12 protein-coding genes are annotated in these 11005 nt (G+C 42.5%); 1 reads left to right on the top strand and 11 read right to left on the bottom strand.

All coding sequences use genetic code 11. The features are described 5' to 3' along the window. Both B7E07_RS06705 and B7E07_RS06700 read right to left on the bottom strand, forming a co-directional pair. A partial coding sequence (locus tag B7E07_RS06705; RefSeq protein WP_257391408.1) for an alanine--tRNA ligase-related protein occupies window positions 1-678 on the bottom strand: 678 nt, incomplete at its 3' end. Window positions 679-991: 313 nt separating this feature from the next. Beyond that, a complete protein-coding gene (locus B7E07_RS06700) occupies window positions 992-2074 on the bottom strand; it encodes an AI-2E family transporter (protein WP_080844785.1) in 1083 nt (360 codons plus the stop codon). 714 nt (window positions 2075-2788) lie between these two features. Between B7E07_RS06700 and B7E07_RS06690 the strand changes: the two genes are divergently transcribed. Continuing rightward, on the top strand, window positions 2789-2983 hold the full coding sequence (locus B7E07_RS06690) for a hypothetical protein (protein WP_080844777.1): 195 nt from the start codon (window positions 2789-2791) through the stop codon (window positions 2981-2983). A 97-nt stretch (window positions 2984-3080) separates the two neighbouring features. Here B7E07_RS06690 and B7E07_RS06685 read toward each other — a convergent pair whose 3' ends face one another. The 9 genes from B7E07_RS06685 to B7E07_RS06650 form a co-directional block, all read right to left on the bottom strand. Then, complete coding sequence (locus B7E07_RS06685; RefSeq protein ID WP_080844774.1) at window positions 3081-3215, bottom strand: YrzQ family protein; 135 nt, start codon at window positions 3213-3215, stop codon at window positions 3081-3083. A gap of 29 nt (window positions 3216-3244) precedes the next feature. After that, window positions 3245-3436: a hypothetical protein gene (locus B7E07_RS06680; protein ID WP_080844771.1), complete on the bottom strand. Its 192-nt coding sequence runs from the start codon at window positions 3434-3436 to the stop codon at window positions 3245-3247. 20 nt (window positions 3437-3456) lie between these two features. Further along, window positions 3457-3951: a PRC-barrel domain-containing protein gene (locus B7E07_RS06675; protein ID WP_306807546.1), complete on the bottom strand. Its 495-nt coding sequence runs from the start codon at window positions 3949-3951 to the stop codon at window positions 3457-3459. Window positions 3952-3985: 34 nt separating this feature from the next. Then, on the bottom strand, window positions 3986-4135 hold the full coding sequence (locus B7E07_RS23545; RefSeq protein WP_156495713.1) for a hypothetical protein: 150 nt from the start codon (window positions 4133-4135) through the stop codon (window positions 3986-3988). 72 nt (window positions 4136-4207) lie between these two features. Next, window positions 4208-6622 (bottom strand): SF1B family DNA helicase RecD2, encoded by a 2415-nt coding sequence (recD2, locus tag B7E07_RS06670; RefSeq protein WP_080844768.1) that lies wholly within the window; start codon window positions 6620-6622, stop codon window positions 4208-4210. Between the two features lie 112 nt (window positions 6623-6734). After that, window positions 6735-7385: a tetratricopeptide repeat protein gene (locus tag B7E07_RS06665; RefSeq protein WP_080844765.1), complete on the bottom strand. Its 651-nt coding sequence runs from the start codon at window positions 7383-7385 to the stop codon at window positions 6735-6737. 316 nt (window positions 7386-7701) lie between these two features. After that, on the bottom strand, window positions 7702-8817 hold the full coding sequence (gene mnmA / locus B7E07_RS06660; RefSeq protein ID WP_080844762.1) for a tRNA 2-thiouridine(34) synthase MnmA: 1116 nt from the start codon (window positions 8815-8817) through the stop codon (window positions 7702-7704). Between the two features lie 226 nt (window positions 8818-9043). Continuing rightward, window positions 9044-10183: a cysteine desulfurase family protein gene (locus tag B7E07_RS06655; protein WP_080844759.1), complete on the bottom strand. Its 1140-nt coding sequence runs from the start codon at window positions 10181-10183 to the stop codon at window positions 9044-9046. A gap of 611 nt (window positions 10184-10794) precedes the next feature. Next, window positions 10795-11005, bottom strand: a 211-nt coding sequence (locus tag B7E07_RS06650; protein WP_257391407.1) for an Rrf2 family transcriptional regulator, incomplete at its 5' end; no start/stop codon positions are given.

Below are 11005 nucleotides of genomic sequence, written 5' to 3'. Positions count from 1 at the left end.
ATCAATATTTTTCTTTGGCAGCGGTGTGTATGTACCATCTGGATTATGGTTGAACTCAGAGAACACCAAATTCCAAACTTCTAAATATCTTTCATTTTCTCCGCCTGGGTATAATTCTGGATCATTCTCATCGTTTCCATACTCTGGACCGCGATCATAAAAGATTTCTGTGTTCGGACCGCTTGGGCCTTCTCCGATATCCCAGAAATTCCCCTCTAAACGAATGATGCGCTCTTCTGGAACCCCGATTTTTTCACGCCAGATGCTGTATGCCTCATCATCCTCAGGATGAATCGTTACCGAAAGCTTTTCTTCTTCAAAGCCAATCCATTTCTCTGACGTAAGAAATTCCCACGCGAACTCAATGGCTTCTTCTTTAAAATAGTCGCCAATTGAAAAGTTCCCTAGCATCTCAAAGAATGTATGGTGACGAGCTGTTTTCCCTACGTTTTCAATATCATTTGTACGTATTGATTTTTGAGCATTCGTGATACGCGGATTCTCAGGCACTACGCGGCCGTCAAAGTATTTTTTCAATGTTGCTACACCACTGTTGATCCACAAAAGGGACGGATCCTCATGGGGTACAAGGGAAGCACTTGGTTCAATGGCATGCCCTTTTTCCTTAAAGTACTCTAAAAAGAGGCGGCGAATATCTGATCCTGATAAATTCTTCATCTTTATTCCTCCATAGTTATAATCTTTTGAAAATACAAAAAGCCCTCATCCCAAAACAGGGACGAGGACTATACTCGCGGTACCACCCTGATAATAACAGAGCATGTCCTCTGTTATCTCTCAGATCCTTAACGCGGATAACGGCAGGGATTAGCTGCATTCAGGATTAGCGTTCTGTTATCCTTCACCCAGGGATTCTTCCAGCCATGGAATCCCCTCTCTATGTAGTGGTCTATAACATACTTGTTCCATCAATATGTTTTCAGTATAAATTCATTTATAAGCGCATTATAGCGATAAGAAAGGCGGTTTGTCAATGCTTCACAGGCTCTCGCTCCCTCTTTTTTGAAAAATGCTTTTTGGCGTGCAGAAGGCTGACTTTTATGACCGCCAGAATCGGAACAGCAATAATCAGGCCGATGATTCCGGCTGCCTCTCCCCCTGCTAAAAGTGCAAGCATGATCACGAGCGGATGCATATGAAGACTATGGCCCATAATGAAAGGGGAAAGTACATTACCCTCAAGAAACTGCAAAACGAGCACAATCCCAATGGCGATCAATACCATTTTCGTAGACATGGTTGCTGCAATGATGACAGCCGGTACTGCTCCAATAATGGGACCAAAATAAGGAATGACATTAGTTATGCCAATAATCAGACCTAAAAGAAGGGAATAGTTAATTCCAAACAGCCAAAACAAAATGGCTGACAAGGAACCTATGATGATACAAACAAGCAGCTGACCGCGGATATAGCTGCCCAATGACTTATCAACATCTTTTAAAAACAACAGTCCTTCTTTTCGCCACCTGCGCGGTGTTAAATACCAAACCGCCTTTTTTACGAGCGGATAATCTTTTAACAAGTAAAAAGAAATAAATGGAATCAGTAAGATCATGACAATATCATTGACAAAATTCATCAGCACAGCCAAGATCTTCGTCAGCAACTTGTCTAACGTTTCCTCAGCCGCTGTAATTCCGCTATCCACTCTTGTCTGTAATCCTTCTGGCCACATTGAAGTTTTCTGCTGAATAATTTGAGTCCAGCTTCGATATTGCTCGCTAAATTGCGGAGCACTTTCCGCCAAGTCTCTAAGCTGATGAATAAAGGCTGGAATTCCTTTATACAGAGCGAATCCTATTCCTCCGAAGAAAATTATATAGATTATGCAAATGGCCACACCCCGATGCATCCCTGTTTCATGCAGACGCTCCACAATCGGATGAAGCAAATATGTAATAAACGCACCGATGATAAACGGAATTAATACAGCTAGAAAAATATCCAACACCGGATGCCATAATGTCTTCAATTTTAAAAAAACAAAAATAACAATAAATAAAAGCAGCAAAAACCCTAATCGGTAAAACCACTTTATAGGGATATTCATTGAAGTCGCCCCCTCACTGGATAGTGTGAGAGAGAAGAGGGAGAATCATACATTTATTTTGGATGGGGGGTGTTTTTCTGCGCTTTTTGTTTCTGTCGGGGTGGATTTTTTGGGGTGGCGGGCCATTTGCTCCTTCTTTGGTTCCCTTCAACACCAATTTTCACGGCTGACGCGCACATGCTCCTTCTTTTGTTTCTTTCACCATCGAATTTCACAGCTGGCGGACACTTTGCTTCTTCTTTTGTTCCCTTCACCGCCGATTTTTTCGGCTGACGGGCACTTAACCTCTTCTTTAGTTCCCTTTAGCATCAATTTTCCCGGCTGGCGGGCACTTAACCCCTTCTTTAGTTCCCTCCACCATCAATTTTCCCGGCTGGCGGGCACTTAACCTCTTCTTTAGTTCCCTCCACCATCAATTTTTCCAACTGACGGGCACTTAACCTCTCCTTTAGTTCCCTCCACCATCAATTTTCCCGGCTGACGGGCACTTAACCTCTTCTAAATTTCCCTCCAGCATCAATTTCCCCAGCTGGCGGGCACTTAACCTCTTCTTTCATTCCCTCCCCCACCGATTTTCCCGACTGACGGGCACTTGTTTCACAACCAAAGAAATCTGCTGAAATAAATTAACCAAAAATGGTAAAATAAGTTTAAAACAGCAACCATATATTGGCTTATATGCATATAAGAAATGAAATGGGGGAGAAAAAACCTATGATGATTGCGTCTCTGTATTTTGGCTGGTTCTTCATGCCTGTCTTATGTATTATGTTTTGCTTGAATTTAGTATCAATTTTAAAAAAGGTAAAAAACGACGAAAACACGGCAAAAAACACCGTTTGGCTGACCATTTCATTTACTCTTATCATGTGGAGTATAGCGATCATTGCTTCAGCAGGCATTTACTAAGAACACTTAGCTTCAAAGCTCTAAGAAAAAGGAACACTCCATCATAATAAAAATAGGGATACCAATTCATCTGCGAATTAGTATCCCTATATCATCCTTAAAAAAGTGCTTTTGTCATTTTCTTCTGTAATCTTTTCATATTTCTTGAAGAAAACATTTTGTTTTTTTGAGTTGCATTGTAAACAGCATATCCAGCTCCAATAAGTGCTGCTGAGGTTAAAATTTTGTTCATCTAACACACCTCGATCCGCTAAATTTTCGTCACGATGAATAGCGGCGCTCATCTTCAGCAAACAAGTCGTCAAGAGAGCTTAGTGATCCATCTTCTTCAACCTGATGGGTATTGATGATTCCTTTGGATAATGATAGCTCTATAAAGCATCCCCAGCAATAATACTGATTGATGCCAATTTTCCCGATATCCTTGCTACCGCAGTTTGGGCATTTTAACATAGACGTAAGACACCTCATTTTTATTTTACATTAACAATGATGGCGTCTTTTCCAATCGCAGGGGGCTCTTCTGTCTTAATGACATGTTTTCCTTCGAGCATATCTGAAAAAAAGCCATCGGTACATTCATACCCTACGATTGTGCCCACTTCTTCGGAAAAATATACATCCTCAAGCAAACCCAGTCGTTCGCCCTCTTTCGTCATCAGCATCTTGCCGGTTAAGCGATTGTGGCTCTCACATGTGTATTCTTCCCCTTTGTGAACCGGCTTCATTACAGCAGGGCTTGGAATCATCACACCATCCCAGCCAAACGAAGATACATCGTTAATATCAATGAGAAATGTTTTCTTTAAGAGAGCACCTTTTTTCAATAACAGACCCTTTACGAGTCCATCCTGCGAAATAAATAAATCGCAAATACTGCCGAGTTTATCGCCTGTATTCGCGTTAAAAACGGTCAAGCCTTTTAAAAGGGAAAATGTCCTCAGGAGCGCTCCCACCTTCCCGAACATCAGTATTCAAATCATGGACATACTGCAGTAAAGCTTATTTCTTATTGTAGCGCGGTTTATCAAAGCGCTGATTTCGTTCTCCGCCATCAGCCAGCTCCTCTGAAAACTCATGTGAGCTGCCTTCTTTCATCTTATATGCCTCAATCTCTGCATAGGTAAGCTTGTTGTCGTTTTTCTTTGGCATTAGATATCCCGCCTTCTTGTGTCGATTGGTAAAGCTTCCCATAAAAAAACAGCCTAACTTAGACTGTTTCTATTAGCTATATTCTTTTTCCATAAAATCATACGGCGTTATATTTTCCATCCCAATCATTGGGTCAGCAGCCAGCAATATTTCTTCGTATGATAACTCTTCTGTTTGTTCTGAAGAATCTATTTCACCCTGTTCAACAATTCCTTCTTGCAATTTTTCTGTTAATCTTGTCAGCCGGGCCTGCTCATCTGCACGTTCCACACCGATCTTGAGGGCGTCTTCTTCTCCGCACAAAATTAAAAACTGTCTGCTTCGTGTAATAGCTGTGTATAAAAGATTTCTCCGCAGCATTCTGTAATAGCTTTTCACAACAGGCAAAATAACAATCGGAAACTCGCTTCCTTGAGATTTATGAACAGAGCAGCAGTATGCATGCGTGATCTGATTCAAGTCCTGCCTTGTATAAGTTGCCTCGACTCCTTCAAAAGAAACGACAATCATATCCTGCTTTTCCGTATTTTCTTTTGCATAAAAGATTGAGACAATTTCACCCATATCTCCATTAAATACATGATTTTCAGGCTGATTCACAAGCTGAAGCACTTTATCGCCGATACGGTATTTTACATCACCAAAGGCCAGCTCCTTTCGTGAACCATCGGGATTGCTGTTGAAAATTTCCTGCAGCATTAAATTTAGCTTGTCAATTCCGGCGGGTCCTCTATACATTGGCGCCAGCACTTGAATATCCTTAGCTGTATAACCCTTTTTCTTGGCATTTAGAACTACTTTTTCAACAACAGCTCCAATTTGACCTGGCCCGCATTTTATAAAAGAACGATCAGGCTGAGGAGAGCTAATATTCGCTGGAAGCTGTCCTTTTTTCATTTCATGAGCAAGCTCGATGATGGAAGATCCCTCAGCTTGGCGATAAATGTCTATTAATCGGACTGTGGGAAGCCGTTCAGCCCTTAAGAGATCTTTTAGTACCTGCCCAGGACCTACGGATGGCAGCTGATCTTCATCTCCTACCAAAATAACCTGCATATTTTCTGGCACAGCTTTAAACAACTGATTCGCCAGCCAAATATCAACCATCGACGTTTCATCCACAATTAAAATTTTTCCCTCAAGCGGATTTTCGTCATGGTGATCAAAACCTTCACTGCCATTCCAGCCGAGCAGGCGATGAATGGTTACAGCGGGCAGTCCAGTTGATTCTGCCATTCGTTTAGCCGCTCTGCCTGTTGGGGCAGCAAGCAGAAACGGAAAGGTTTCTTCCTGCTTATAAGAGCCTGGTTCAAGCGAGCAGCCATGCAGTTCTCCATACAGTTCCACAATTCCCTTGATAACAGTTGTTTTCCCCGTACCAGGCCCACCGGTTAAAATAAGCATCGGACTCATCAGCGCCTTCTGGATCGCTTCCTTTTGTGAAGGAGCATACTGAACCCCTAGCCGTTCCTCAAGCTCACCTAATGCCATTAAAAACTCTGATTCAGGAAATTGCTGATCATATTGTGTCTGCTGCAGAATCCTTTTTATATTTGTTACGATTCCCTTTTCTGAAAAATACAATGGAGGCAAATAGAGGCGCTGATCCTCCGCCATAATCTTGCCTTCTTCCCCAAGCTTCACAATTTCCTTGGAAATATCAGCGAACTCGATCTGGTCACGCTTATTATCCTCAAGCAGCTGCTTAACACTCGGCAGAAGGTCTCTGGCATACATAAACACATGTCCATTCTGCATGCTGCCGGTTTCAAGCATATAAAGGCATGCGGCTCTAATGCGATCAGGATGGCTGCCCGATATCCCGATCTGATATCCCAGCTCATCCGCGCGCGAAAAACCGATTCCTTCAACATCTTCAACAAGCTTGTATGGGTTATTTTGTATCATATCTACCGTTTGTTCTTTATACGCCTGATAAATTCGCATCGAAAGCTGCGGTCCAAAGCCATATTGATTTAGAGCAATCATGGCCTGCTCCAATCCCTGATGCTCCATTAACGTATCATAGACAAGCTTTGCTTTTTCGCCGGAAAGCTTGGGAACCCGATCAAGAATTGAAGGCTCATTCAGTATTTTTGAGATGGCATTCTCTCCAAGCTCCTCCACAATGCTTTCCGCTGTTTTAGTTCCAATCCCTTTAAAAAGATCACTAGATAAGTAATTAGCAACGCCCTGCTTTGTCTGCGGTATATCCTTGCGGTAATGGGTAGCATGAAGCTGGACACCAAATTTCGGATGCTCCTTTAGCTCTCCGTAAAAAATATATGTCTCATGCTCATGTAGCTTTGGAAAATAGCCCGTGATCACAGCTTCTTTATCTTCATATGTATGATTTGTATCTTCAACCCGCAAACGCAGCACCGTGTACATGTTTTGCTCGTTATGAAAAATTGTCACAAGATGCTTGCCTTTCATATATTTTTCTTCTGCACCGGAAAACAAGTTTAATGAGCCCTGCTCCTCCATTGATGGTCCCTCCCTTCAAAGGCTTTTTAACAATAAGTGTATTAATTTCACTTCATCAGGAATCTTACTGATTACCATTATAAAAATGATTTAAATAAGAATATCTCCAGCTCTATTCCTTCTCGATCAATTTTTTCCCGTATCCTGCAAGGACATGATCAGGCTGAATTTCCAGTGCCTTCTCGAAGTGTTCTAATGCTTCTTTTTCTTTTTCCTGGAAACCGTACGCTACACCTAGATTGTAGTAAGCATCTGCATGATCTTCATCTATGCTGATGCACTTTTTAAATTGTGCAATAGCTTCTTCAATGAATTCCAGTCCTGCAAGACATAGGCCATATTGAAAAGAGGCCTCAGCATCTTCTTCGTTTAATTCTGTGCTGCGCTGCAGGTATGGCAGTGCAAGACGGGCCTGATCAAGCGCCATCAAAGACATGCCGAGCATGAAATAATTATCACCAGTATTTAAGCCTTTTTGCATCGCTCGCTCAAACATGTTTTTTGCTTCTTCAAAGTTTTGCTCATCATAGTATAAGTTACCTGCGCTATAGTAAGCGGCAGCGGCATTTTCATCAAGTGCAATCGCCTTTTCATAGAATTTCAGCGCTTTTTCAGGGTCGCCGACAGCTGCTAAGACGTTGCCAAAGTTTATGTATAGAACTGGGTTGTCCGGCTGCTTTTCAATGGCTTCCATAAAGGACTGTGCAGCTTCTTCCCATTTTCCTTCTTGCATGTATTGAATACCTTGCTGATTTTTATCCATTGTACAATCACTCCATTCACTGAAAGTATAGCATATTTTTATTTTAGGACGGAAGAAAGCCCTGAATTCAGTGATTCAGGGCTTGTTTTCAGCAATGTGTAAAAGTGATTTCCACTGCAGGGTACTCGCTTTCCGCGGGTGGAAGATGAGCCTCCTCGGCGCGTGCGCCTGTGGGGTCTCATCATTTCCACTTCTCCCGCAGGAGTCTCGTACCCTTCCGTTCCAATCAACCAGGCATATCCTGATAAAATCTCTCTTTTTTTATAGATTTATATCCCTTTAGAAAATGGATTTAATTGAAGATCTACTATTAAAACTATCCTACATACGTAAGACGGTCTTCGTTTTTGAATACTTGGTCAATGGTTCCCCCGCCCAGGCAGACGTCTCCATCGTAGAAGACAACCGCTTGTCCTGGTGTAATTGCGCGGATTGGTTCATGGAAGGTAACTTTAACCGTATTGTCGTCGGCGAGTTCTACTGTTACTTTATTGTCAGCCTGACGGTATCTGAACTTTGCTGTACATTCAAATGTTTGAGGTGGTTTTTCATCTGAAACCCAGCTCACATTTACAGCTGTGATACTGTCTGAATAAAGCTTTTCATTATGAAAACCTTGTCCCACATAAAGAACATTGCGCTTTAAGTCCTTGCCAATCGCAAACCAAGGTTCGCCTGCTCCGCCAATGCCAAGTCCATGGCGCTGGCCGATTGTATAGTACATTAAACCATCATGGCGCCCAACCACTTTGCCGTCAAATGTTTCCATATTGCCCGGCTGTGCTGGCAGATAGTTTCCGAGGAATTCTTTGAAATTGCGCTCGCCAATAAAACAAATGCCCGTACTATCCTTTTTCGTTGCTGTTGCCAGCTCTGCTTTCGCCGCTAATTCCCTAACCTTTGACTTTTCGATATCACCAATCGGGAACATAACTTTTGAAAGCTGTTCTTGTGTCAGCTGGTTAAGGAAATAGGTTTGATCTTTATTTTCGTCAAGCCCTCTCAGCATTTTGTATTCACCATCACGGTATTCGACTCGTGCATAGTGACCTGTTGCTAAGTAATCGGCACCTAAGCTGACAGCATGCTCAAGAAACGCTTTGAATTTGATTTCCTTATTGCACATTACATCAGGATTTGGAGTTCTTCCAGCTTTGTATTCATCAAGAAAGTACGTAAATACCTTTTCCCAATACTGCTTTTCAAAGTTTACCGCATAATAAGGAATGCCAATTTGGTTGCAGACTCTGATGACATCGTTATAATCTTCCGTTGCTGTACAAACGCCAAATTCATCCGTATCATCCCAGTTTTTCATGAAAATACCGATGACGTCATAGCCTTGTTCTTTTAAAAGAAGTGCTGCCACAGATGAATCAACGCCGCCCGACATCCCGACAACAACGCGTGTATCTTTAGGATCTTTTTTCATGTTTTTCACCACGTTTCTGTTTTTCTTTTATTTATGTTATCTTAAATGATTTCCACTCCATGGTACTCGCTTTCCGCAGGGCGGGTGGTGAGCCTCCTCGTCACTTTGCTCCAGTGGGGTCTCACCTTCCCACTCCTCTCGCAGGAGTCTCGCACCATTCCGTTCCAATCAATAAGCATATCGTTAGCTAAAGTTCTTACAAATAGCAAGCATATGGAGTATCACTTTATGTTAATCGCTTTATAATTTTACTCGTTTCAAGTGCTGCTTTTTCAACCTGTTCCGCTGTGTTGAATAAGCCAAAACTAAAACGGATCGAATTTTGCAGACGATCGTCTCCTTTTCCAAACATCGCAACAAGCACATGTGATGGTTCAATAGAACCCGCTGTGCAGGCAGAACCGCTTGATGCCGCAATTCCAGCAAGGTCAAGGTTCACAAGCATTTGCTCTACATTTGTTCCAGGAAAGCTTAAGTTTAGTACATGTGGCATTGAATAATCAAGTGATCCGTTCCGGGTAAAATTCACTTCATTTTCATTCAATTTTTGTACAAAAAGTTCCTGATAGCTTTTATACTGCTCTGTCTTCGCTTCCCGTTCTTCCTGCGCAACACGAATTGCCTCTAGAAAGCCTGCAATTGCAGGGACATTCTCCGTTCCTGCTCTGCGTTTTCGCTCTTGCTCACCGCCAAACAAACGAGATGAAAGCATGACGTTTTTATTGGCATAAAGAAAGCCAATCCCTTTAGGTCCGTTAAGCTTATGGGCCGTAACAGATAACAAATCGACCTGCAGTTCCTTCACATCGATCTTCTGCAGTCCATAGGCTTGGACAGCATCTGTATGAAAGAGAGCCTGATGATCAGCTAGGAGCTCACCAATTTCTTTGATCGGCTGTATCGCGCCAATCTCATTGTTGGCAAACATAATCGTTACAAGAATTGTTTCGTCAGTTAGTGCATTCTTAACAGCTTCTGCTGAAACTCTTCCAGTCTCATCGACAGGCAAATACGTAACCGTGAAGCCTTGTTTTTCAAGCTGATGACAGGCATGTAAAACCGCATGATGCTCGACTTCCGTTGTGATAATATGATTGCCTTTATCGCGATAAGCATCTGCTGCTCCAAAAATCGCGTGATTATCGGCTTCGGTTCCGCCGCTTGTAAAAATAATTTCGGTTGGAATAGCCCCAATGCTTTTGGCCATTGCTGCCCGCGCTTCATCAATAATATGCCGCGCACTCCGTCCAAAGTGATGAATGCTTGAAGGATTTCCAAATTCCTGTCCCATCACTTCCATCATTTTTTCAATCACTCTTGGATGCATCGGGCTCGTTGCCGCGTGATCTAAATATATATGTTCCATTGGTTCACCTTCTGTCTTTCGAAATATATCGTTGCAGACTTTTAGTCTTACTTCCTATGAAAGCAGTGAATGAGCTTTCAGGGGAATATTTTATTATTAACTTTCTTTTAGGGCTCGTATAGGTAAGTACCAGGGTAATTTTTAACGCTCTACCTCTCTTCTTAAAAACGAAGTTCGGGGAGATTCTCTCTTTTTAACGACCCAGCTCTACCCTATAACCGGAGTTCGGGGGTTTAACTCCCTTTTTAACGACCCAACTCTACCCTATAACCGGAGTTCGGGGGTTTAACTCCCTTTTTAACGACCCAGCTCTACCCTAGAAACGGAGTTCGGGGGTTAAACTCTCTTTTCAACGACCAATCTCTACCCTATAACCGGAGTTCGGGGGTTAATCTCCCTTTTTAACGACCCAGCTCTACCCTATAACCGGAGTTCGGGGGTTTAACTCCCTTTTTAACGACCCAACTCTAATCTAAAACCGGAGTTCGGGTGTTTAACTCTCTTTTTAACGATCCAACTCTACCCTAGAAACGGAGTTCGGTTGTTAAACTCCATTTCCACCAATCCATCTCCCTCATCAAAGCGGATCCTAGGCGTTAATCTCCCACTCATCAAATATAAAACATATAAGAATCGCCAGCATTGTCGTCTGTATGATTCGCCAAGTCTTCGATCGTGGTGTTGTCTAATACATCTTTGACAGCATCGCGAATTCTGATCCACAGTTCTCGCTTTGCTGGTTCTTCGTCTTCAATGCCTTCAACAGGACTAATTGGACCTTCTAGAACACGAATAATATCTCCAGAGGTGATGTCTTGCGGC

Source organism: Cytobacillus gottheilii (assembly GCF_900166665.1).
Classification (GTDB): Bacteria; Bacillota; Bacilli; order Bacillales; family Cytobacillaceae; genus Cytobacillus; species Cytobacillus gottheilii_A.
This window is presented reverse-complemented; position numbering and strand designations above follow the sequence as displayed.

What these genes read in the sequence shown, in the direction of transcription:
- B7E07_RS06675 (WP_306807546.1), bottom strand. Translation starts at nt 3,951, where the DNA reads ATGTTCGGGAAGGTGGGAGCGCTCCTGAGGACATTTTCCCTTTTAAAA.
- B7E07_RS06665 (WP_080844765.1), bottom strand. Translation starts at nt 7,385, where the DNA reads ATGGATAAAAATCAGCAAGGTATTCAATACATGCAAGAAGGAAAATGG.
- mnmA (WP_080844762.1), bottom strand. Translation starts at nt 8,817, where the DNA reads ATGAAAAAAGATCCTAAAGATACACGCGTTGTTGTCGGGATGTCGGGC.
- B7E07_RS06655 (WP_080844759.1), bottom strand. Translation starts at nt 10,183, where the DNA reads ATGGAACATATATATTTAGATCACGCGGCAACGAGCCCGATGCATCCA.
- B7E07_RS06685 (WP_080844774.1), bottom strand. Translation starts at nt 3,215, where the DNA reads ATGAACAAAATTTTAACCTCAGCAGCACTTATTGGAGCTGGATATGCT.
- B7E07_RS23545 (WP_156495713.1), bottom strand. Translation starts at nt 4,135, where the DNA reads ATGCCAAAGAAAAACGACAACAAGCTTACCTATGCAGAGATTGAGGCA.
- recD2 (WP_080844768.1), bottom strand. Translation starts at nt 6,622, where the DNA reads ATGGAGGAGCAGGGCTCATTAAACTTGTTTTCCGGTGCAGAAGAAAAA.
- B7E07_RS06690 (WP_080844777.1), top strand. Translation starts at nt 2,789, where the DNA reads ATGATGATTGCGTCTCTGTATTTTGGCTGGTTCTTCATGCCTGTCTTA.
- B7E07_RS06680 (WP_080844771.1), bottom strand. Translation starts at nt 3,436, where the DNA reads ATGTTAAAATGCCCAAACTGCGGTAGCAAGGATATCGGGAAAATTGGC.
- B7E07_RS06700 (WP_080844785.1), bottom strand. Translation starts at nt 2,074, where the DNA reads ATGAATATCCCTATAAAGTGGTTTTACCGATTAGGGTTTTTGCTGCTT.